Below are 20,371 nucleotides of genomic sequence, written 5' to 3'. Positions count from 1 at the left end.
GCTTAGAAGTACCCCTCGCGCTTGCGGTCTTCCATCGCGGCCTCGGAGAGCTTGTCGTCGGCGCGGGTCGCGCCGCGCTCGGTCAGCCGGGACGCGGCGATCTCGGCGATGACGGCGTCCAGCGTGGTCGCGTCGGAGTCGACGGCCCCGGTGCAGGACATGTCGCCGACCGTGCGGTAGCGCACCAGGCGCCGCTCGACGGTCTCGCCGTCCTTGGGGCCGCCCCACTCGCCGGCCGTCAGCCACATCCCGGCGCGCCGGAACACCTCGCGCTCATGGGCGAAGTAGATCTCCGGCAGCTCGATGCCCTCGCGGGCGATGTACTGCCAGACGTCCAGCTCGGTCCAGTTGGACAGCGGGAAGACGCGGACGTGCTCGCCCGGGGCGTGCCGCCCGTTGTACAGGTTCCACAGCTCCGGACGCTGCCGGCGCGGGTCCCACTGGGAGAACTCGTCCCGCAGGGAGAACACCCGCTCCTTGGCGCGGGCCTTCTCCTCGTCGCGCCGCCCGCCGCCGAAGACCGCGTCGAACCTCTCGCTCTGGATCTTCTCCGTCAGCGGGAGGGTCTGCAGCGGGTTACGGGTGCCGTCGGGACGCTCCTTGAGCACACCGCGGTCGATGTAGTCCTGTACGGACGCCACGTGGAGGCGCAGCCCGTGTTCGGCGACCACACGATCCCGGTACTCCAGCACCTCGGGAAAGTTGTGTCCCGTGTCCACATGCAGCAGCGAGAAGGGGATCGAGGCCGGGGCGAACGCCTTCAGCGCGAGGTGCAGCATCAGGATCGAGTCCTTGCCACCGGAGAACAGGATCACCGGGTTCTCGAACTCGCCCGCGACCTCGCGGAAGATGTGCACCGCCTCGGACTCCAGCGCGTCCAGGTGCGACAGGGCGTACGGAGTGTCCGTGCCCTCGCCACCGGCCGCGGTCTCGGCGACGGTCGTCATGCCAGTCCCCTCTCACTGAGCAGGGCATGCACCGAGGCCGCGGACTCCCGCACGGTCTGGTGCTGCGATTCGATCCGCAGGTCGGGTGTCTCGGGCTCCTCGTACGGGTCGTCCACGCCCGTCAGCCCCGACAGCTCACCCGCCGCCTGCTTGGCGTACAGCCCCTTCACGTCCCGCACCGAGCACACCTCGACCGGGGTGGCCACATGGACCTCCAGGTACGGCGTCCCGTTCCCGGCGTGCCGCTTGCGCACGGCCTCCCGGCTGTCCGCGTAGGGCGCGATCACCGGGACCAGCGCCTTCACCCCGTTGCGGGCGAGCAGTTCGGCGACGAAGCCGATGCGCTGCACGTTGGTGTGCCGGTCCTCGCGGCTGAAGCCGAGGCCCGCCGAGATGAACTCGCGGATCTCGTCGCCGTCGAGCACCTCGACGCGGTGGCCCTCGGCGCGCAGCCGGCCGGCCAGCTCGTACGCGATGGTGGTCTTGCCGGCGCTCGGCAGACCCGTGAGCCAGACGGTGGCTCCGGTGGTCACGTGGTTCTCCTGGGTGTCGGTGGCGTCGGTGCGAGCGGTGGCAGCCGGACCTGCGGGCGAGGTGTGGCCAGCTGTTCGCGCCGTCATCCGTGCAGCCCGCACTCGGTCTTGGCGCGCCCCGCCCAGCGGCCGGCGCGCGCGTCCTCGCCCTCCAGGACGCGGCGGGTGCAGGGGGCGCAGCCGATGGACGGGTAGCCGTCCGTCAGCAGCGGGTTGGTGAGCACGCCGTGCTCGGCGACGTAGGCGTCCACGTCTTCCTGGGTCCAGCGGGCGATGGGGGACACCTTGACCTTGCGCCGCTTCTCGTCCCACCCGACGACCGGGGTGTTCGCCCGGGTCGGGGACTCGTCGCGGCGCAGGCCGGTCGCCCACGCCCGGTAGCCCTTCAGGCCCTCCTCCAGCGGCCGCACCTTGCGCAGCGCGCAGCACAGGTCGGGGTCGCGGTCGTGCAGCCTCGGGCCGTACTCCGCGTCCTGCTCGGCGACCGTCTGCCGCGGGGTGAGGGTGATGACGTTGACGTCCATCACCGCCTCCACGGCGTCCCGGGTGCCGATGGTCTCCGGGAAGTGGTAGCCGGTGTCGAGGAAGACGACGTCCACGCCCTTGCGGACGCGGGAGGCGAGATGGGCGACCACGGCGTCCTCCATGGAGGAGGTGACGCAGAACCCGGCTCCGAAGGTGTCGGCCGCCCACTGGAGGATCTCCAGCGCGGAGGCGTCCTCCAGGTCCCGGCCCGCCCGCTCGGCGAGCGCCTTCAGCTCTTCCTCGGTGCGCTCCTGCTGAGTCGTCGTCATATCCGCTCGTCCCCTCCGTTGTCGGCCCGCTCCAGCCCCCGGGCGAGCAGCCCGAGGAACTTGAGCTGGAATGCGCGGTTGCACGCCGCGCATTCCCAGACGCCATGGCCCTGCTCGCCGGGACGCAGGTCCTCGTCCCCGCAGTAGGGGCAGTAGAAGGGCGCCGCCCGCTCACTCACGACAGCGCCTCCTCGGAAGCGCGGGCCGCCCAGGTGGCGAAGCGCTCGCCGTCCTCGCGTTCGGCCTGGTAGCGCGTGAGGACCCGCTCGATGTAGTCGGGCAGCTCGGCCGAGGTGACCTTCAGGCCGCGGACCTTGCGGCCGAAGGCCGCCTCGAGGCCGAGCGCGCCGCCGAGGTGCACCTGGTAGCCCTCGACCTGGTTGCCGTCCGCGTCCAGGACGAGCTGGCCCTTGAGGCCGATGTCCGCGACCTGGATGCGGGCGCAGGCGTTCGGGCAGCCGTTGAGGTTGATGGTGATCGGCTGGTCGAAGTCCGGCAGCCGGCGCTCGAGTTCGTCGATGAGCTGCGCGCCGCGCTGCTTGGTCTCCACGATGGCCAGCTTGCAGAACTCGATGCCGGTGCAGGCCATGGTGCCGCGCCGGAACGAGGACGGCCGGGCGGTGAGGTCCAGCGCCTCCAGGCCCTCCACCAGCGAGTCGACCTGGTCCTGCTCGACGTCCAGGACGATCATCTTCTGCTCCACGGTGGTGCGGACCCGGCCCGAGCCGTGCGCCTCCGCGAGGTCGGCGATCTTCGACAGGGTGGCGCCGTCGACCCGGCCGACGCGCGGGGCGAACCCGACGTAGAACCGGCCGTCCTTCTGCCGGTGCACGCCGATGTGGTCGCGCCACTGCCGCACCGGCTGCTCGGGCGCGGGGCCGTCGGTCAGCCTGCGGCCGCCCAGGTACTCGTCCTCCAGCACCTGGCGGAACTTCTCCGGGCCCCAGTCGGCGACCAGGAACTTCAGCCGGGCCCGGTTGCGCAGCCTGCGGTAGCCGTAGTCACGGAAGATCGAGATGACGCCCTCGTAGACGTCCGGTACCTCGTCGACCGGCACCCAGGCACCGAGCCGCACGCCCAGCTTGGGGTTGGTCGACAGGCCGCCGCCCACCCACACGTCGAAGCCCGGGCCGTGCTCGGGGTGCCGCACGCCCACGAAGGCGACGTCGTTGATCTCGTGCACGACGTCCAGCACCGGCGAACCGGAGATGGCCGTCTTGAACTTGCGGGGGAGGTTGGAGTACGCCGGGTTGTTCAGGACCCGGCGCTTCATCTCCTCCAGCGCCGGCGTGCCGTCGATGATCTCGTCCTCGGCGATGCCCGCGACCGGTGAGCCGATCATCACGCGCGGGGTGTCACCGCACGCGGTGACGGTCGACAGGCCCACACCCTCGAGCCGCTCCCAGATCTCGGGCACGTCCTCGATCCTGATCCAGTGGTACTGGATGTTCTGCCGGTCGGTGATGTCCGCGGTGCCCCGCGCGAACTCCTGCGAGACCTCGCCGATGACCCGGAGCTGCGCCGTGGTGAGCGCGCCGCCGTCGATGCGCACCCGGAGCATGAAGTACTCGTCGTCCAGCTCCTCCGGCTCCAGGATCGCGGTCTTGCCGCCGTCGATCCCGGGCTTGCGCTGGGTGTACAGGCCCCACCAGCGCATCCGGCCGCGCAGGTCACTGGGGTCGATCGAGTCGAAGCCCCGCTTGGAGTAGATCGTCTCAATGCGTGTCCGCACATTGAGACCGTCGTCGTCCTTCTTGACCTGCTCGTTGCCGTTGAGCGGGGTGAAGTGGCCCGCGGCCCACTGACCCTCGCCGCGGTGACGGCTCACCTTGCGGCGGGGCGCGGAGGCGGCAGGGTTCTGCGGGGTGGCGGCCATGGTTGTTACGTCCTTCGGGACAGGCGGAAAACGCGGCTCTGACCTGCGCATACGGGCGCATGGAGGCATGCGTGCGCGTCACTGCGCAGCAGGGGGAAAGGTGCGTGGAGGTCGGCGGTGCTGGAGCTGTCAGCTCGCCGGACAGATGGCGCTGGACATGCGGCCGAGGTCGACGTGCCGCCGACTCACCAAGGCAATTCCAGTTCCAGGCATGACGGAAGCGTGTCACGCGGATCTCCGGCCAGTCCACCGTTGTCCGCAATATGGACGGAACTATTCTGAATGGTGAGACAAGGTGCTCTGGGTCACGCTCCGGGGGTGTCGCGAGGTCAAGGGAACGGGCGGCCGGGGGTCACGCCCCGGGCCACGGGCCGGGCGTCGCCACCTCGGGCTCCAGTTCCACCTTGGTGTCGAACAGCCGGAAGCCGCGCCGCTGGTAGTTGTCCATGGCGAACTCGCCGTCCTTGCTGCACGTGTGCAGCCACACCCGCTTCGTGGGCGGCCGCCCCGGCCACCGCTCGGCCAGGTCCCAGGCGCGGGCCGCGCCGTGGGACAGCAGGTGGCCGCCGATGCGGCGGCCGCGGAAGGCGGGGATCAGACCGAAGTAGACGATCTCCACCACGCCCTCGTCCTGCGCCTCCAGCTCCACGTACCCGGCGGGGGTGCCGTGGTCGTACGCCACCCAGGTCTCGACACCCGGACGGCCGAGGAACTCCTGCCACCGCGCGTAGGTCCACCCGAGCCGGTCCGTCCAGCGGATGTCGCCCCCGACCGAGGCGTAGAGGAAGCGGCTGAACTCGGGGGAGGGAACCTCGGCGCGGACGATCCGGACGTCGCCCTCGGGGGCGGCGGCCGGCAGGAGGTCGGCCTGCGAGGTCTGTTCCAGGGACCAGGTGGTGACGGTGACGCTGCTCATGCGGGCCAGGGAACCATCCCACCGGCCCGCCTGTCGATCGGCCGGATCACAGGGCCCGGTCCGGGTCCGTCACCTCAGCGACCGGTCGAGCGCGGTCAGGGGCACCGCGAAGAGCATGTGGTCGGAGAGGGACCACACCTCGTCCGTCTGCGCCGAGTACGACAGGGAGCCCGACGACTCGGCCCAGCAGTGACGGGAGGAGTCGGCGCCGCAGCGCGCCGCCCTGGCGTGCGCGCTGTCCTGGCGCCACAGGCCGCCGTGCCCGTCTCCCGTGCCGGACGCGCGTCCCACGTACCAGGACGGCGAGCCCGCTCCGGGCCGCCGGTGGGACAGCGCGCCGCTGATGCCGCTCACCCGCGTCCGGTAGGCCTCGACGGCGTCCGCCCGCCCGGCGGAGTCGGTGGCGAGCAGTCCGCCGCGCGCGGGGTCGCTGTCGAACGCGTACCGCCACAGCCGGGCGGGCCGGTCGCCGCCGGGAGCGGTCCGCTCGGCGGCGACCAGGCTGTCCGGCGCGGTGCCGCGGTCCAGGGAGAGGGTGGCCGGGCAGGGCGGCCCCGAGGCGGTGCAGCGCCCGTCGGCGAAGCGGTAGGAGCCGACGGCGGGCATCACGTACCGGTAGCCGTCGGCGGACCAGCCGCCGGGCACCCGGCCGATGGCGGGCGTGTCCGCCGTGGTGCGCTGGATGCGGTCGAGGTCGTAGACGTAGAGCGCCTCGGAGCTGCCGGCGCGGGTGGTGACGAGCAGCTTGTCCTGGTACCAGACCATGCCGGACATCTCGGAGGACAGGCCGCGGTAGTCCCGGCCGCCGTCGACGGGCACCACCAGCAGCACCCAGCGGTAGACGGGCCGGGCGGGATCGTCCGCGTCGACGAAGGCGACCCGGGCCGGCTCCCGTCCGGGCCCGCCGGCGGCGGTCCTGGTCCAGCCGGTGAGGATCACCCGGTGGGTGCCCCAGACGCCGTCGTCGTCGGCGTCCGCGGAGGTGGTGACGGAGTGCGGCCGCCAGGAGGTGTCGGCGGTGTCGGCCCGGTCCCAGCAGTAGGCGCGGCCGGCGGGCGGGGCGACGGGCAGGCTCTCGCGGTCGTCCGCCGTGCAGTCCGCGGCCCCGCGCAGGGAGCGGTCGGCGCTCGCGAGGACGGCGCTCACCCCGACCGGGCGGCCCATGGACGCGGCGAGTCGTTTCAGGTCGCGGGCGGGCACCAGGTGTTCCTGGAGCCTGAGCCGGGCGGTGTCGGAGGCGGCGGTCAGCGGCTTGAGCGCGCCGGGGCTCTCGGTGACCTCCGCCTGTGAGGCGCTGATCAGCGTGGCCGCCGCGGTGAGCGCCAGCGCGGTTCCGGCGAGGACCGCGCGCAGGGCCGTGCCCCGTCTGCGCCGGCGGTGTCTGCCACGATGCCTCATGTCGCCCTCCTTCCGGGCTCCGTCGCCTCCGTGGCGTTCCGGCCGGTGCCGGGAGGCGGATCAACTGCGCCCGATGGTCCGTACGTTGACCGAGGAGCAGGTGGGGAGACCCACTGGGATGCTACGGCAGTAAGGGGCGGCGGAGGGTCAAGACCCCCAAATACGCGAAAGACACCCGCGCGAACCGGGCGGCCGGCCCGCGCCGCGGCGCCCGCGCGCGGCGTCCGCCACCGCTCGCCCGTCCCGTCAGCCGGCGCCCGCCGCCGCCCGCCGTCGCGCGGCCACGGCCGGGGCCACCGACTGGGGCAGCAGGTCACGGAGGTTGCCGGGCAGCAGCACCTCGATCTCGGCGTCCTCGCGGAAACGGTACGGCCGATGCTGCAGGAGGTCCCCCAAGTAGCGCCGTACCCTGGACATCTCGGCCCGCACCGTGACCGTTCTGGACGGATCGCCGAAGAGGTCCTCCGCGAGGGCGGCCGCGCCCCGCCCGCCGGGGTGTTCGGTGAGCACGTACAGCAACTCGGCGTGCCGGGGACTGAGTTCCCGGCTCCAGGAGCCGGCCGCCCCGGACACGGTCACCGAGGTACGGCCGGCCCGGCGCAGGTCCAGCCGGATCCGGCTCGCGGCGCCCGGCGGCGGCTCGTCCGCCACCCGCAGCAGCCAGCCCCCGGCCAGCGGCTCCACCGCGCAGTGGCCCAGCGGCGGCAGCCACCGGCGCCCCGGCGCCAGCGACTTGGGCAGGCTGAGCCGCCGCAGGTACGGCATCCCGGTCACGGCGGCCGCCCAGCCGTCCCGGTCCACCACCAGCGCCCGGCCGTCGAGCCGGGCCAGCACCGGAGCGCCCACCGCGCGCAGCCGCTCCAGCGAGTCCAGGTGCAGCTCCCGCAGCCGGGCCTCGGCGAGTTTGGCGACGGAGTCCACCCAGGACAGCGTCGCCGGATGCATGGTGCGCAGCGGGCCGCTGACGTCCACCACCCCGATGAGCCGGCCGTCCCTGGGATCGGCGATCGGTGCGCCGGTGCAGGTCCAGGAGGTGTGCGAGCGGACGAAGTGCTCGGCGGCGAACACCTGCACCGGCCGCCGCACCACCGCCGGGGTGCCCACGCCGTTGGTGCCGACGACGTCCTCCCGCCAGTCGGCGCCGAGTTCGAAGCCGAGGCCGTCGGCCTTGCGCAGCACCTGCGGCGACCCCTCCCGCCACAGCACCCGCCCCTCGGCGTCGGCGACGACCATGATGTGCTGGGCGACGTCCGCGACCGAAAGCAGTCCCTGGCGCAGCACCGGCAGCACGGGCCGCAGCGGTGACTCCTCGCGTCTGCGCCGGACTTCGTCGGCGGACAGCAGCCCGGACCTGAAGTCGTGGTCGGGGTCGACCCCGCTGCGCAGCATCCGCCCCCAGGACTGCTCGATCACCGGCCGGGGCGCGATCCGCGCACGCCGCCCGGCGAGTGTCGCCTCGCGCACCTCGCTCAGCATCCGTGCCGCCCGCGCCGTGTCCACGGCGGCCAGACGCGCCAGGTTCGTCGGCGGGTTCACCACTGGTGGTCCTTCCGGAAAGCCTCGAACACACTTGTCAAGCCGCACCGGGCGGCGCTTTCCGGTCGGCTTCGGTGCACATACTGCCGCCGGGGGCATGCCGGAGGCACAGACTCCGCGCACAGTCACCGATAAGTTGCAACCCCCTGCAACCCTGGTGAACCCGGCCAGGACGTCCGAGACTTGTCCACGGCGCCGCCCGAGGGCGGCGTTCTGGCCTTTCAACGGGCCTGTTCGGCGGGGGTGGTGCCGTGTCGGCGCAGCACCACCCCCGTCCGTTCCCGCGCGCGGCGCGGCGGCCGGATCAGGCCACCGGACGCGCCCGCTCCACCACCGGCGCCAGGTCCAGGCCCCCGGGCAGCGTGCCGAACGAGGCGCCCCGGTCGCCGCCGAGCCGTGAGGCGCAGAAGGCGTCGGCGACCTCCGGCGGCGCGAACCGCACCAGCAGCGACCCCTGGAGCACCAGCGCGAGCCGCTCCACGAGACGCCGGGCCCGGCCCTCGGCGCCTTCCATGTCGGCCAGTTCGGTGAACAGGCCCTTCACCGCCCGGTCCAGCCGGTGGTCGGCGCCGTGCGCCCGTCCGATCTCGGTGAGGCAGGCGTCCAGCGCGCCCGGCTCGCGCCGCAGCGCCCGCAGCACGTCCAGCGCCTGCACGTTGCCCGCGCCCTCCCAGATGGAGTTCAGCGGCGACTCCCGCACCAGCCGGGGCAGTCCCCACTCCTCGACGTACCCGTTGCCGCCAAGGCACTCGGCGGCCTCCACCGCGACCGGGGCGCAGCGCTTGGTGATCCAGTACTTGCCGGCGGGCACCGCCAGCCGCAGGAAGGCGCGCTCCTGCTCGCTTCCGTCGTCGTGGGCGGCGGCCAGCCGGAGCGCCAGCGTGGTCGCGGCCTCGGACTCCAGCGCGAGGTCGGCCAGGACGTTGCGCATCAGCGGCTTGTCGGCCAGCCTGCCGCCGAACGCCTCCCGGTGCTCGCAGTGGTGCACGGCCTGGGCCACCGCCTGCCGCATCAGGCCGGCCGAGCCGAGCGCGCAGTCCAGCCGGGTCGCGGCGACCATGTCGATGATCGTGCGGACCCCGCGCCCCTCCTCGCCGACCACGCGGGCCCAGGTGCCGTCGAACTCGACCTCGGCGGAGGCGTTGGACCGGTTGCCCAGTTTGTCCTTCAGCCGCTGGATCAGGAACACGTTGCGGCCGCCGTCGGCGAGGACGCGCGGCACGAGGAAGCAGGTGAGTCCTCCGGGGGCCTGCGCGAGCACCAGGAAGCCGTCGGACATGGGCGCGGAGCAGAACCACTTGTGCCCGGTCAGCTCGTACGTCCCGGCCTCGGCGAGCGGCCGGGCCCGCGTGGTGTTGGCCCGTACGTCGCTGCCGCCCTGCTTCTCGGTCATGCCCATGCCGAACAGGGCGCCGGCCTTCTCCGCGGCGGGCCTGAGATCGCGGTCGTAGACGGTGGACGTCAGCCGCGGCTCCCATTCGGCGGCCAGCGCCGGATCGGTCCGCAGCGCGGGCACGGCCGCGTGGGTCATCGACAGCGGGCAGCAGTTGCCCGCCTCGACCTGGGTCCACACCAGGAACGCGGCCGCCCGGCGCACATGCCCCGCGGGGCGGTTCCAGGCGGAGGTCAGCCCAGCCGAGACGCCCTTGCCGAGCATCCGGTGCCAGGCCGGATGGAAGTCCACCTCGTCGATCCGGTGTCCGTAGCGGTCGTGCGTGCGCAGCCGCGGCGGGAACTCGTTGGCCTGCGCCCCCCACTCCTGCACCTGCTGCGACCCGGCGGCCCGGCCCAGCGCGGACAACTCCGCGCGCACCTCGTCCAGCACCTCGGCTGCGGTGTGCCGCTCGACGGCCTCCACGAGGGCCCGGTCGGCGCCGAAGACGTCGTAGCCCACCAGCGCGGGCGGCTGGTTCGTCACCGTGTGCGTCGGGTTGCCTGCCATGACTGCGAACCTACCCGCGATCGCGCCGGTACTGCTTCCCGGAGCGCCGCCGTGCCGTTGTGGAACCGGCCGGGACCGGACCGCCACCCCCGGAAGGTGAGGGCGGTCCGGTACGGCGGATACCGTTAGGTCGTGCAGTCAGGAAGTGAATCCCCCGAGCGGCCCGCCGGCCGTCTCCACCGGGCCAGAGCCCTCTACCGGAACGTATCCAAGCGCAGGACGGCCTGGCTGCTTCTCAAGGACACCGTCAACTCGTGCATGGAGTACCGCATCCTGGGCCTGGCGGCCGAGGCGGCGTTCTTCACCCTGCTGTCGGTGCCGCCGCTGCTGCTGAGCCTCATCGGCCTCCTCGGCTACGTCGACGCCTGGACCGGCGCCGACACCATCCAGGGCGTGGAGCACAACATCCTGGAGGCCTCCCGGACCGTCCTGTCGGACAAGGGCGTCAAGGAGATCGCGGAGCCGATCCTGCGCGACGTGATGGCGGGCGGCCGGCCCGACGTCATCTCCATCGGCTTCCTGTTCGCTCTGTGGTCCGGCTCCCGCGCGGTGAACGTCTTCATCGACACCATCACCGTCATGTACGGCCTCGACGGCGTGCGCGGCATCGTCAAGACCCGGCTGATGTCGTTCCTGCTGTTCATCGTGGCCCTGCTGATCGGCTCGGTGGCGCTGCCGCTGATGGTGGCGGGACCGGACGCCGTCGTGCGGATCGTGCCCTGGTCGGAGACGCTCGTCCAGGTTCTGTACTGGCCGGTCGTGCTGATCCTCTCGGTCGTCTTCCTGACGACCCTCTACCACGTCTCCGTGCCCGTGCGCTCCCCCTGGATCGAGGACGTGCCCGGGTCCCTGGTGGCCCTCGCCATGTGGGTCCTGGGCAGCCTGCTGCTGCGCATCTACCTCACCCACACCATCGAGGGCGCCACGATCTACGGCTCGCTGGCCGCCTCCGTCGCCGTCCTGCTGTGGATCGGCGTCTCGGCCTTCGCCGTGCTCGTCGGCGCAGCGGTGAACGCCGCCATCGACCGGGTCTGGCCCGCCGCCGCCACGGCCGCCGCCCGCGAGGCGAACGAGCGGGTGCTGGACGCGCAGGTCGCCGAGTACGTCGCCCGGGCCGCCGCGGCACGCGAGAGCGACCCGGACGATCCCGACATGCCCTCGGAGTTCCCCGAGCGCTGGTCCCGCTTCCTGCCCCCGGATGACGTGACGGCCCGCCTGCGCAGCCACGCCAGGAACCCGCACCACCACGCCCACAAGGGGGACCGGGCGGCCGGCGGACCCCGCGCGGCCGGATCGGCCGGATCCGACGGGGTGAGCGGGGTGAACGGGGCGAACGGCGGTGACGCGAAGCACGGCGACACGCCCCCGCCCGGCGGGTGACCGCCGACGAGGGAGCACGGGGCGGTGCCCCTTCCGCCGTCCGCGGGTGGCTTTTCCGGCCGTGCGGGGTGCGGTCCGCGGGTGACCTTCCGGCCCTGCGGGGCGCGGACCGCAGGTGGCCCTCCCGGCCCTGCGGGGGCGCCGCCCGCGTGTGACCTTTCCGCTGCCAGGGGCGCCGCCCGCGGCGTAGCCTGGCCCCCGTGTACGAGGAACGGCCGTCCCGGCTCACCGGCGCCGTGGTGTGGCGCCTGGCCCCCGGGGACGCCGCCGCCCGGCCGGTGCTGCCCGACGGCTGCATGGACCTGCTGTTCAGCGAGGGCCGGCTACTGGTCGCCGGCCCCGACACCCGTGCCCACGTTCCACAGGGCCCGCCCCGCGCCTGGGTGGGCCTGCGCTTCTTCCCCGGCACCGCGCCCGCCCTGCTCGGCGTGCCGGCCACGGAACTGCGCGACACCCGCGTCGAACTGAACGACCTGTGGCCCGCCGCGCGGGTCCGGCGGCTGCGCGACCGCGTCACGGCGGCACCCGACGCGACCACGGCCCTGGAGGACATCGCCCTGGACCGGGCCGCCGAGTACGGCCGCCCGGACCCGCTGCTGCGCCAGCTGGTGGAGTCGCTGGACGCGGGCCGTCCGGTCGCGGCGACGGCCGCCGAACTCGGCGTCGGCGAACGCGCGCTGCACCGCCGCTGCCTGACCGCGTTCGGCTACGGCCCCAAGACCCTGGCCCGCGTCCTGCGCCTGCAGCGCGCCCTCGCCCTGGCCCGCTCCGGGGTCCCGTACGCCGAGACGGCGGCCCGCGCCGGCTACGCGGACCAGCCGCACCTCGCCCGCGACGTGCGGGACCTGGCGGGCCGGACGCTCGGCGAGCTACTCGGCGGCTAGGGGGCGCCCCTCCGCCTTGCGGTGCACGGCACGGACGCCGCGGGCTGATCCGACGCGAATCGTCAGACAGGCCCTAGCGGGGCGAACAGGTCGACGCCGTTGCCGTCGGGGTCGTGCACGACGGCGTACCGCTGCCCCCAGAAGGCGTCCCACGGCTTCAGCTCCCCGTGGTACCCGGCGCCCACCAGATCCTCGTACACGGCGTCCACCTCGGCCGGCGAGCCGCACCGGAAGGCGAGCGCGACCCGTCCGCCGGGGGCGGGAGGCCGCCACGCCGGGTGGAAGGACCGCACGGTCTCCTCGGTGTCCAGCGCGAGCACCAGCCCGCCCGGCAGCTCCGCCTCGACATGTGGCTGCGTCTCGGCCCCCTCGGGGAAGACCAGCCCGAGGCGGCGGTAGAAGGCGAGCGAGGCTGCCAGGTCGGAGGCCACCACGCCGATCACGGCGAATCGTGGAGTCATGGGCCCACGGTAGGCGGGAGCCGGCGCCCGGGTCTTGAAGGAATCGGACAGCACCCGTCGCACTGGCGGTCGCACCCCGGCAGGGCGGTCATCCGCACCGTGCGGAGCCCGGCGAGTGGGCAGGACGCGCCGTAGCGCTCGCTCCGTCCTGAGTGGCAGGTCCCCGAGTGCGGGCGACGCTGATGCGTCAGGCGCCCCTGGTCAGCTTCAGGAAGGCGGCCCAGGAGGCGTGGGCGACGGTGAGGTGGGGTGCGGCGGGGGTCTTGGAGTCGCGGATGTGGACGACGGTGGGGGCGGCGGCTACTTCGAGGCAGTTGCCGCCGTCGCTACCGCTGTAGCTCGACTTGAACCATCGAAGTACGGTGCTCATTGCTCTCCTAAGAGACGGTCCAGCAATTCCCGCGTGTCCTCGGGGGTGAGTGCCTGTGACCGCAGCATCGCACACCTTTGCGTGAGGATGGCCACCTCGTCGGGATCGGCGATCAGTTGGCTGCCGCGTTGGGTCTCCGTGTAGGCGAGCCGCTGGTGATCCGGGGTCTCCAACAGGACGAACGGGCCGTCGAGGGCCGCGTGGGCACTGCGCCCCAGCGGCAGCACCTGCAAGGCGAGGCCCGGCATCTCGGAGCACTGCCGCAGATGCCGGAGCTGATCGCAGTACACCTCTTTGCCGCCGAGGAAGTCACGCAGCACCGGTTCCCAGATCACGAAGCAGGCGATGGGCGGGTCCGTGCGCTGGAAGATCGCCTGGCGCTCGGTACGCGTTTGCACATACCGCTCGATCTCGTCCTCCTTCAGGACGGGAATCCGGCTGCGGAAGACCGCCTGCGCGTAGGCGGTCGTCTGGAGGAGACCCGGCAGCACCTGGTTCTCGTAAGAGGAGATGACGGTCGCCTCCCGTTCGCAGTCCAGGTACTCCTCCGCCCACATCGGAACCAGATCCACTTCCGGCATCCTGCTCAGGGCGACGGACAACGCGCCCCTCGTGTCGAGGAGTTCGTCGAGCTGTTCGGCGAGGTCCGGCTTCAGCGGACGTCTGCCCTGCTCGATCGACGCGATCTGCTGTTCGCCGACGACGAACCGCTCGCCCAGCGACCTCTGCGTGTACCCGGCGGCCTCGCGGTGGAGGGCGAGCAGCGCACCCACCATCCGCATCGCCGAGGCGTTCCTCCGTGCCCGTCGGCTCGTTCCCATGCGGTCGAACTCCCCATGTGTGTGACCGTGTTCACCAACCCGCACCCGTACAAACGAGCTGTACGGGCGCAGGTGGCGGCGGCCGCGGGCGGCCTGCCGCGGACGGGTCGCCGCCCGGCCTGGGCAGGACGGCGCACCGAGTGACGTTTCTGCGGTGAACCCGTTCGGCCATCGAGGTGAGTGGAGCGCACGCATTGCGGGGGCCGGCCGTCCGTCCGGGGGAAGCTTTCGGCTCGGTGAAGGGCCGCACCCAGGCCCGCGGCGATCGCGGTGGTCACGGCAGTGGTGCTCGGGGCCGGTGCCGTGACCGGCGGGGGGTCCCCCGGCCCCCCCCCGCCCCGGCGCGCGCGGGGTGGCCCGGGGGGTGGGGGGGGGGCGGGTGGGCCGTGACCACCGCGATCGCCGCGGGCTCTCGTGGGGATCCCGGGTCACTCGACTAGGTCTGCGCCCCATCCGACTCGTCCCGGATGACAAGGACATGACCGGTATTGCCCTGCCCATCACCGGGGGCGTCCAGCAGCATCCAGAGGTGGCGGTGCGGGGGGTCCGAGGCCATGGGGCCGCCCGGACCGCGGCTGCCAGGGGGACCACAGGGGACCCCGGCACTCCACCGAGGGGGAGACATGAACATCAGGAAGACCGTCACCGCGTCCTTATTCTCGGCGGTGCTGCTCGGCGGCGCTCTCGCCGCCGCGCCCACCGCCCAGGCCCAGACCGACGGCGGGACGGGGGCGCTGTCCTGCTACGGCAGTGCGAAGTCGTACTCCAAGCCCGCCGGGAACCGCTGGTACCCGCAGGGCGGTCCGTACCTGACGGCCACCACCAACTGCGCCGACATCAACATCAAGCCCAACAGCACCACCAGTATCGCGGTGTGCTGGCTGCCCAGCTCCGGCGGCTCGTACTGCCAGAGCGGGTTCAAGACCGCCCCGGCGGGCCAGTGGACCGTCGTCGCGACGGACGTCCTGGCAGGCACGCACTTCTACTTCGACTTCGGTTCCACGGCGGCGAACTCCGGAGTCTGGGCGGCCTGACCACCGCTCCGCGCACGTCCGCACGTCCGGACGTCCGCACGGCCGGGGGAGGCCGGTGAAGCCCCGCAGGGGAGCGCCGGCTTCCCCCTCCGGCGTCCGCCGCGCCCCGCCCGAACGCGTCCCGCCTCCCCCGTACGGCCCAGCCCGAACTCCGTGCACCGGAATACAGCCGCGCGGTGTGGTGCTCTGAAGTGAGCGGTGCTTGATCGGTGCCCGGGCGGCCGTACGGCACGGTCCGGGCGTGGTGAAGGGCTGGTGGGCGATGACGGCAGAGCAGCCGACGGGGCCCGTGGTCGGGACACCCCACGGGGCCGTACGCGGCCGGTACGAGCAGGGTGTCGCGGTGTTCCGGGGGATTCCGTACGCGGCTCCGCCCTTCGGTCCCCGGCGGTTCCGGCCGCCGGAGCCGCCCGACCCGTGGGACGGGGTGCGGGACGCCGGCGCCTTCGGGCCCACGGCGCCGAAACCGCCGTACTCCGAGGCGTTCGCCCGGTACCTGTCCGATCCCGTGGTCGCCGGCGACGACTGCCTCAACCTCAACGTGTGGACCCCGGAACCGGGTCCCGGCGCCCGTCTCCCGGTGCTGGTGTGGCTGCACGGCGGCGCCCTGACCAGGGGATCCTCCGCCGTACCCGTCTACGGCGGGCACGCGTTCGCGCGGGACGGGGTCGTCCTCGTCTCGGTCAACTACCGGCTGGGCGTCGAGGGTTACGGACTGTTCCCGGACGCGCCGCCCAACCCGGGCCTGCGCGACCAGCTCGCCGCCCTGCGCTGGGTCCACGACAGCATCGCCGCCTTCGGGGGCGACCCGGACAACGTCACCCTGTGCGGCCAGTCGGCCGGGGCGATCAGCGTCGGCGCCCTGATCGCGGCGCCCCAGGCCCAGGGCCTGTTCCGGCGGGCCGTGCTGCAGAGCGGCGCACCGGAGGTCTCCGAGCGCGACCGGGTGCGCCGCATGGTGCGCCGCATGTCCGGACGGCTGAAGATTCCGGCCACCGCCGAGGCCTTCGCCGCCGTCGACCGCGAGCTGCTGCTCCGCACCCAGGCCGAGGTGGGCCGGCTGAGCAGCCCCGTGCTGGGCGGCCCCGCCTTCGGCATCGTCGTCGACGGGGACCTCGTGCCCCGCGACCCGCTCAGGGCCCTGATCGACGGGGAGGCGGCCCGGGGCGCCGACCTGCTCATGGGCTGGACGCGGGACGAGTACCGGCTGTGGCTGGTGCCCGGCGGGCTGGTCGAGCGCGTCGACCGGCTGGGCACGGTCGCCCTGGCCGGGGCCATGGCCCGCTGTCACGCCGGTCACGAGGTGCCGCGCGGCTACCGCGCCGCGCGGCCGGGCGCCGGCACCGCCGAGGTCGTCGGCCAGATGGTCACCGACCACCTGCTCCGGCTGCCGCTGCACCGGCTCGCCGACGCCCGCCCCGGCAGCTCCTACCTGTACGAGTTCGCCTGGCCGTCCCTGCTCCCCGGACTCGGCGCCTGCCACGCGCTCGAACTCGGGTTCGTCTTCGGCACCGGCGAGGTGCCGGAGTCGGTCAAGCTGGCGGGGGTGGGCGCGCCGCAGGAGCTGTGCGACGCGATGCACTCGGCCTGGGTGCGGTTCGCCGCGACCGGGGACCCGGGCTGGCAGGCCTGGGACACCTCGCATCCGGTGCGGATCTTCGACGGCGGCGAGCCCTCAGTCGTGTACGGCCCGAGGGACGCCGAACTGGGTCTGTGGCGGGCCCCCACCGCCATCCCCGAGCCCGCGTCCGCCACCGGCGCCAGACCGCCGGGAGCCACCCGTGCCTCGGCGGTGAGACGCCTGCGCCGCTCGGTCGGCGCCCGACGCCGGTGACGCGGGGGGCGGGGCGGGGGCGCGGCGTGGAGGCCGGTCGCTGGCGACGTCCGGATGGCGCCCGGGACGACGCGACGGCGACGGCGTCCGTGTGGAGGCCCGCCCCCTGTTGACGCGCCGGACGAGGTCTGAGGCGGCGAAGCCGTCGCCGGGGGCGGTCGTCCCGCTCCCGGGAGCACAGCGCCCCGTTCACACCGTCCCGGCGATCGCGGTGATGTCCTCCGGTCCGACCCGGCAGCAGCCGCCGATCAGGCGTGCCCCCGCGTCCAGCCACGCCCCGACCTGGTCCGCGCCGAACCTGGACCGGCCGGTCCAGGCGTGCATCGGCGGGTCCCAGGACTCGCCGCTGTCGGGGTGGCAGCGCCCCGTTCACACCGTCCCGGCGATCGCGGTGATGTCCTCCGGTCCGACCCGGCAGCAGCCGCCGATCAGGCGTGCCCCCGCGTCCAGCCACGCCCCGACCTGGTCCGCGCCGAACCTGGACCGGCCGGTCCAGGCGTGCGTCCGCGGGTCCCAGGACTCGCCGCTGTTGGGGTAGACGACGACCGGCTTCCCGGTGACCCGGGCCGCGGTCCGGGCCGCGTGCGGCACCTCCTCCGGCGCGCAGCAGTTCACGCCGACCGCGATGATCTCGTCGGCGTCCGCCGCGGGCGCGAACGCCTCCTCCAGCGGCTGCCCGGCACGCGTACGCCCGCCCTCGACGGTGTAGGAGAGCCAGGCCGGCACCCCCAGCCCGCGCACCGCCCGCACCAGCGCCGCGCCCTCCTCCGCGTCCGGAACCGTCTCCAGGGCCAGCACGTCCGGCGCGGCGGCGGCCAGCACCTCCAGCCTCGGCCGATGGAACCGTTCCAGCTCCCCGGCGCTCAGTCCGTAGCGCCCCCGGTACTCGGAGCCGTCGGCGAGCATCGCCCCGTACGGACCGGCGGAGGCCGCCACCCACAGCGGGCGGGCCGCCCCGGCCGCCCGCGCCCGCCGGGCCGCCTCCCGGGCCAGCTCCACGCTGAGCGTCAGCAGCCGGGCCGCGCGCGCCCGGCCGATCCCGTGCCTGCCGAAGCCCTCGAAGGTGGCCTGGTAACTGGAGGTGATCGCCACGCTCGCGCCGGCCTCGTAGTAGGCGAGGTGCGCCTCGGTGATCGCCTCGGGCTGCTCGGCGAGCAGCCGTGCCGACCACAGCTCGTCGCCGAGGTCGTACCCGGCCGACTCGAGCCGGTTGGACAGGCCGCCGTCGAGCACGACCGGACCGGCGGCGAGGGCCTCGGCGAGGGCGGGGGTGGCGCCGCCGGGCGGGCTGCTGGTCATGTCCCGACGCTAGTCCAAGTACGCCGCGCTCACGGCGCGCGGCGGGGCGAGGGGTGGAAAGGGCTTGCTCCCGAGCGGTACGGTCTCGGGCGGCCGGGTCTCGGGTCGGCCGGGACGGCTCCGCCGGTACGAGCGGGAGCCGGTCCGGGGCGTCCGCCACCACCCGGCGCCGACGTCCGGTGCCCGGAAGCCGGGCGCGGACGGGACCGACCGCGCAGGAAGGAAGGCCACCGCCGTGATCCGACTGCCGCCCGACGACCGCTCGTCGAGCCCGTACACCGGTTACACCCGCGCCCACTGGGAGGCCGCGGCCGACGCCCTGCTCGCCGCCGTCGAGCCCTTCGCCACCCCAGACCGCGCGCTCTACCACTTCCCCGGCCGCCGCGTCAGCCACTCCGGCCGCCTCTCCGACGGGCTCGAAGGGTACGCCCGCACCCTGCTGCTGGCCGCCTTCCGCCGCGACGAGACCGCGCTCGGCCGCTACGCCGAGGGCCTCGTGGCCGGCCCCGGCGGAGTGTGGCCGCGGGTCACCGACCGGAGCCAGCCACTGGTCGAGGCCGCCTCGATCGCCCTGGCCCTGCGGCTGACCAGGCCCCTGCTGTGGGACCGCCTCGGCCAGGGTGTGCGCGAGCGGACGGCGGCCTGGCTGGAGGACGCGCTCACCGCCGAACCCTGGCCCTGCAACTGGGAGTTGTTCCCGGTCACCGTGGGCGGTTTCCTCGCGGAGGTCGGCCACCGCCCGGACGCGGCCCGCAAGGCGGTCGACCGGGGCCTGGACCGCATCGAGGGCTGGTACGCAGGGGGCGGCTGGTACACCGACGGCGACGGCCGCAAGTTCGACCACTACAACGGCTGGGCCATGCACCTCTACCCGGTGCTGCACGCCTGGCTGGCCGGCGACTCCGCACTGCTGGACCGCTACGGCGGCCGGCTCGAAGCCCATCTCGCCGACTACGCCCGCCTGTTCGGCGGTGACGGCGCCCCCGTGCACCAGGGCCGCTCCCTGACCTACCGGTTCGCGGCCGCGGCCCCGCTGTGGCTGGGCGCGCTGACCGGCCGCACGCCGCTGGCGGCCGGTGAGACCCGGCGGCTGGCCTCCGGAGCGCTGAGGTACTTCCTCGACAGGGGAGCCGTGGACTCCCGCGGGCTGCTGACCCTCGGCTGGCACGGCCCCGACGAGTCCGTCCTGCAGTCGTACTCGGGACCGGCCTCGCCGTACTGGGCGAGCAAGGCCTTCCTCGGTCTCCTGCTGCCCCCGGACCACGCGGTGTGGACGGCGCCGGAGCAGCCGGGACCGGCCGGGCGCGCCGACGCGGTGACCCCGGTCGAGGGCCCCAACTGGTTGATCCAGTCGACGTGTTCGGACGGTGTCGTCCGCCTGCACAACCACGGCAGCGAGGACGTCCGCTACGACCCGTACTACACGCGGCACGCGTACTCGACGGTCACCCGGCCCCGGAGTTCCCCGCCCGACAACACCGTCACGGTCGGCGGCGACCCCCTCCGTTCGGACATCGTGCCCCTGGGGGTGGGGGAGGACTGGGCGGCCTCCCGGTGCACGGCGGGCCGGGGGGCGTCGGTGACCAGCCTCGTCGTGGCCGACGGCGCGGTGGAGGTGCGGGCCCACCTGGTGACCGGAGCGGAACCGGGCGCCGAGGTGCGCGTCACCGGATGGGCCCCGGGGGAGGACGAGCGGGCCGAACTGGTCCCGGCGCACGGCCTGGCGGAGGAACCGGGACCCGCGCTGCGCGGCGTGACCGGTGACGGCGCCACCCTGTTCGTCGCCCTGGTCCGCCTCACCGCGGAAGCCGGCCCCGCGCCGCTGCCGGACCTGGTGACCGTGGAGACGCCGGAGCGGTACGACCTCACCGTCCGCTGGGCCACGGGCCGGCGCCGCCGGTTCCGGTTCGCGCCCGGGGGAAACTCGGTTGCCCCGCTCGACGGCCCTGCAGAACACTCCCCCGCATGACTTCCAGGATCCGTCATGTGACGATCGACAGCGCCGACGCACACGCCCTCGGCAGCTTCTGGTCGAAGGTGCTGGACCAGCCGCTGCACGAGGACGACCACCCCGGCGACCCGGAGGCGCTGATCGAGGGCGCGGGTCTGCTGTTCGTCACCGTGCCGGACCCCAAGACCGTGAAGAACCGGCTGCATCTCGACCTCCAGCCCCAGGACCGCACCCGGGACGAGGAGGTCGAGCGGGTGATCGCCCTCGGCGCCGGCCTCGTGGACGACCGGCGCAGGCCCGACGGCACCGGCTGGGTGGTCCTCGCCGATCCCGAGGGGAACGAGTTCTGCGTGGAGCGCGGCGCCGCCGAGCGCGCCGGGTAGGACGGCGCAGGA

Annotated in this window: 20 protein-coding genes and 1 pseudogene; 6 read left to right on the top strand and 15 right to left on the bottom strand. The window is 73.8% G+C overall.

Annotated elements, in window-relative coordinates:
- Positions 1-2 precede the first annotated feature (2 nt).
- From cysD to ACFQ9Z_RS06930, 10 genes are all read right to left on the bottom strand, one after another.
- Complete coding sequence (gene cysD, locus ACFQ9Z_RS06975) at positions 3-947, bottom strand: sulfate adenylyltransferase subunit CysD (RefSeq protein ID WP_383011990.1); 945 nt, start codon at positions 945-947, stop codon at positions 3-5.
- Positions 944-1,567 (bottom strand): adenylyl-sulfate kinase, encoded by a 624-nt coding sequence (cysC, locus tag ACFQ9Z_RS06970; protein WP_383011987.1) that lies wholly within the window; start codon positions 1,565-1,567, stop codon positions 944-946. The genes cysD and cysC overlap by 4 nt, the downstream gene beginning before the upstream one ends.
- Complete coding sequence (locus ACFQ9Z_RS06965) at positions 1,564-2,274, bottom strand: phosphoadenylyl-sulfate reductase (RefSeq protein ID WP_383011984.1); 711 nt, start codon at positions 2,272-2,274, stop codon at positions 1,564-1,566. Before ACFQ9Z_RS06965 ends, cysC begins: the two co-directional genes overlap by 4 nt.
- Positions 2,271-2,453 (bottom strand): hypothetical protein, encoded by a 183-nt coding sequence (locus tag ACFQ9Z_RS06960; protein WP_143630657.1) that lies wholly within the window; start codon positions 2,451-2,453, stop codon positions 2,271-2,273. Before ACFQ9Z_RS06960 ends, ACFQ9Z_RS06965 begins: the two co-directional genes overlap by 4 nt.
- The gene (locus ACFQ9Z_RS06955) at positions 2,450-4,150 is read right to left on the bottom strand and encodes a nitrite/sulfite reductase (protein ID WP_383011981.1); all 1,701 of its coding nucleotides are present in this window, start codon (positions 4,148-4,150) and stop codon (positions 2,450-2,452) included. Before ACFQ9Z_RS06955 ends, ACFQ9Z_RS06960 begins: the two co-directional genes overlap by 4 nt.
- A 129-nt stretch (positions 4,151-4,279) precedes the next feature.
- A complete protein-coding gene (locus tag ACFQ9Z_RS06950; RefSeq protein WP_310739661.1) occupies positions 4,280-4,363 on the bottom strand; it encodes a putative leader peptide in 84 nt (27 codons plus the stop codon).
- A 139-nt stretch (positions 4,364-4,502) separates the two neighbouring features.
- Positions 4,503-5,066: a GNAT family N-acetyltransferase gene (locus ACFQ9Z_RS06945; RefSeq protein WP_143630655.1), complete on the bottom strand. Its 564-nt coding sequence runs from the start codon at positions 5,064-5,066 to the stop codon at positions 4,503-4,505.
- Positions 5,067-5,135: 69 nt separating this feature from the next.
- A complete protein-coding gene (locus tag ACFQ9Z_RS06940) occupies positions 5,136-6,464 on the bottom strand; it encodes a hypothetical protein (protein WP_383011977.1) in 1,329 nt (442 codons plus the stop codon).
- A gap of 246 nt (positions 6,465-6,710) precedes the next feature.
- Positions 6,711-8,003, bottom strand: coding sequence for a GAF domain-containing protein (locus ACFQ9Z_RS06935; RefSeq protein WP_383011974.1), 1,293 nt, complete (start codon positions 8,001-8,003; stop codon positions 6,711-6,713).
- A gap of 301 nt (positions 8,004-8,304) precedes the next feature.
- Positions 8,305-9,942 (bottom strand): acyl-CoA dehydrogenase family protein, encoded by a 1,638-nt coding sequence (locus ACFQ9Z_RS06930; RefSeq protein ID WP_383011971.1) that lies wholly within the window; start codon positions 9,940-9,942, stop codon positions 8,305-8,307.
- A 132-nt stretch (positions 9,943-10,074) separates the two neighbouring features.
- On the opposite strand from ACFQ9Z_RS06930, the gene ACFQ9Z_RS06925 reads away from it, so the two are divergent.
- Positions 10,075-11,322: a YihY/virulence factor BrkB family protein gene (locus ACFQ9Z_RS06925; protein ID WP_383011968.1), complete on the top strand. Its 1,248-nt coding sequence runs from the start codon at positions 10,075-10,077 to the stop codon at positions 11,320-11,322.
- Positions 11,323-11,522: 200 nt separating this feature from the next.
- Entirely contained in the window at positions 11,523-12,206 is a 684-nt protein-coding gene (locus tag ACFQ9Z_RS06920; RefSeq protein ID WP_383011965.1) for a helix-turn-helix domain-containing protein, read from the top strand.
- A gap of 62 nt (positions 12,207-12,268) precedes the next feature.
- On the opposite strand, the gene ACFQ9Z_RS06915 is transcribed toward ACFQ9Z_RS06920, so the two are convergent.
- The 3 genes from ACFQ9Z_RS06915 to ACFQ9Z_RS06905 all read right to left on the bottom strand — a co-directional run bounded on the left by ACFQ9Z_RS06915 (position 12,269) and on the right by ACFQ9Z_RS06905 (position 13,858).
- On the bottom strand, positions 12,269-12,667 hold the full coding sequence (locus ACFQ9Z_RS06915; protein ID WP_383011962.1) for a VOC family protein: 399 nt from the start codon (positions 12,665-12,667) through the stop codon (positions 12,269-12,271).
- Between the two features lie 187 nt (positions 12,668-12,854).
- Positions 12,855-13,037, bottom strand: a complete 183-nt coding sequence (locus ACFQ9Z_RS06910; RefSeq protein ID WP_383011959.1) for a DUF397 domain-containing protein — start codon at positions 13,035-13,037, stop codon at positions 12,855-12,857.
- On the bottom strand, positions 13,034-13,858 hold the full coding sequence (locus ACFQ9Z_RS06905; protein WP_383011956.1) for a helix-turn-helix domain-containing protein: 825 nt from the start codon (positions 13,856-13,858) through the stop codon (positions 13,034-13,036). The genes ACFQ9Z_RS06910 and ACFQ9Z_RS06905 overlap by 4 nt, the downstream gene beginning before the upstream one ends.
- A gap of 623 nt (positions 13,859-14,481) precedes the next feature.
- Here ACFQ9Z_RS06905 and ACFQ9Z_RS06900 point away from each other — a divergent pair.
- Together ACFQ9Z_RS06900 and ACFQ9Z_RS06895 are read left to right on the top strand one after the other, a co-directional pair.
- Complete coding sequence (locus ACFQ9Z_RS06900) at positions 14,482-14,892, top strand: hypothetical protein (RefSeq protein WP_383011953.1); 411 nt, start codon at positions 14,482-14,484, stop codon at positions 14,890-14,892.
- 262 nt (positions 14,893-15,154) lie between these two features.
- Positions 15,155-16,726 carry a carboxylesterase/lipase family protein gene (locus tag ACFQ9Z_RS06895; protein ID WP_383013099.1) on the top strand — a complete coding sequence of 524 codons (1,572 nt, stop codon included), beginning with the start codon at positions 15,155-15,157 and terminating at the stop codon, positions 16,724-16,726.
- Positions 16,727-16,915: 189 nt separating this feature from the next.
- On the opposite strand, the pseudogene ACFQ9Z_RS06890 reads toward ACFQ9Z_RS06895, so the two are convergent.
- Together ACFQ9Z_RS06890 and mmuM are read right to left on the bottom strand one after the other, a co-directional pair.
- Positions 16,916-17,044: pseudogene (locus ACFQ9Z_RS06890) on the bottom strand (homocysteine S-methyltransferase family protein); the annotation flags it as partial.
- Between the two features lie 51 nt (positions 17,045-17,095).
- Complete coding sequence (gene mmuM / locus ACFQ9Z_RS06885) at positions 17,096-18,025, bottom strand: homocysteine S-methyltransferase (protein ID WP_383011950.1); 930 nt, start codon at positions 18,023-18,025, stop codon at positions 17,096-17,098.
- A 238-nt stretch (positions 18,026-18,263) separates the two neighbouring features.
- Between mmuM and ACFQ9Z_RS06880 the strand changes: the two genes are divergently transcribed.
- The gene (locus tag ACFQ9Z_RS06880) at positions 18,264-19,994 is read left to right on the top strand and encodes a DUF2264 domain-containing protein (RefSeq protein ID WP_383013096.1); all 1,731 of its coding nucleotides are present in this window, start codon (positions 18,264-18,266) and stop codon (positions 19,992-19,994) included.
- Entirely contained in the window at positions 19,991-20,359 is a 369-nt protein-coding gene (locus tag ACFQ9Z_RS06875; RefSeq protein WP_383011947.1) for a VOC family protein, read from the top strand. Before ACFQ9Z_RS06880 ends, ACFQ9Z_RS06875 begins: the two co-directional genes overlap by 4 nt.
- Positions 20,360-20,371 lie beyond the last annotated feature (12 nt).

Source organism: Streptomyces sp. NPDC056580 (assembly GCF_042793175.1).
Classification (GTDB): domain Bacteria; phylum Actinomycetota; class Actinomycetes; order Streptomycetales; family Streptomycetaceae; genus Streptomyces.
Note: the sequence above shows the minus strand (reverse complement) of the source record. Positions and strands in the feature narration are given on the sequence as shown.

Excerpts from the sequence above, each read along its gene's own strand:
- cysD (WP_383011990.1), bottom strand. The coding sequence starts at position 947 with ATGACGACCGTCGCCGAGACCGCGGCCGGTGGCGAGGGCACGGACACT.
- cysC (WP_383011987.1), bottom strand. The coding sequence starts at position 1,567 with ATGACGGCGCGAACAGCTGGCCACACCTCGCCCGCAGGTCCGGCTGCC.
- ACFQ9Z_RS06965 (WP_383011984.1), bottom strand. The coding sequence starts at position 2,274 with ATGACGACGACTCAGCAGGAGCGCACCGAGGAAGAGCTGAAGGCGCTC.
- ACFQ9Z_RS06955 (WP_383011981.1), bottom strand. The coding sequence starts at position 4,150 with ATGGCCGCCACCCCGCAGAACCCTGCCGCCTCCGCGCCCCGCCGCAAG.
- ACFQ9Z_RS06950 (WP_310739661.1), bottom strand. The coding sequence starts at position 4,363 with ATGCCTGGAACTGGAATTGCCTTGGTGAGTCGGCGGCACGTCGACCTC.
- ACFQ9Z_RS06945 (WP_143630655.1), bottom strand. The coding sequence starts at position 5,066 with ATGAGCAGCGTCACCGTCACCACCTGGTCCCTGGAACAGACCTCGCAG.
- ACFQ9Z_RS06940 (WP_383011977.1), bottom strand. The coding sequence starts at position 6,464 with ATGAGGCATCGTGGCAGACACCGCCGGCGCAGACGGGGCACGGCCCTG.
- ACFQ9Z_RS06930 (WP_383011971.1), bottom strand. The coding sequence starts at position 9,942 with ATGGCAGGCAACCCGACGCACACGGTGACGAACCAGCCGCCCGCGCTG.
- ACFQ9Z_RS06915 (WP_383011962.1), bottom strand. The coding sequence starts at position 12,667 with ATGACTCCACGATTCGCCGTGATCGGCGTGGTGGCCTCCGACCTGGCA.
- ACFQ9Z_RS06910 (WP_383011959.1), bottom strand. The coding sequence starts at position 13,037 with ATGAGCACCGTACTTCGATGGTTCAAGTCGAGCTACAGCGGTAGCGAC.
- ACFQ9Z_RS06905 (WP_383011956.1), bottom strand. The coding sequence starts at position 13,858 with ATGGGAACGAGCCGACGGGCACGGAGGAACGCCTCGGCGATGCGGATG.
- ACFQ9Z_RS06900 (WP_383011953.1), top strand. The coding sequence starts at position 14,482 with ATGAACATCAGGAAGACCGTCACCGCGTCCTTATTCTCGGCGGTGCTG.
- ACFQ9Z_RS06895 (WP_383013099.1), top strand. The coding sequence starts at position 15,155 with ATGACGGCAGAGCAGCCGACGGGGCCCGTGGTCGGGACACCCCACGGG.
- mmuM (WP_383011950.1), bottom strand. The coding sequence starts at position 18,025 with ATGACCAGCAGCCCGCCCGGCGGCGCCACCCCCGCCCTCGCCGAGGCC.
- ACFQ9Z_RS06875 (WP_383011947.1), top strand. The coding sequence starts at position 19,991 with ATGACTTCCAGGATCCGTCATGTGACGATCGACAGCGCCGACGCACAC.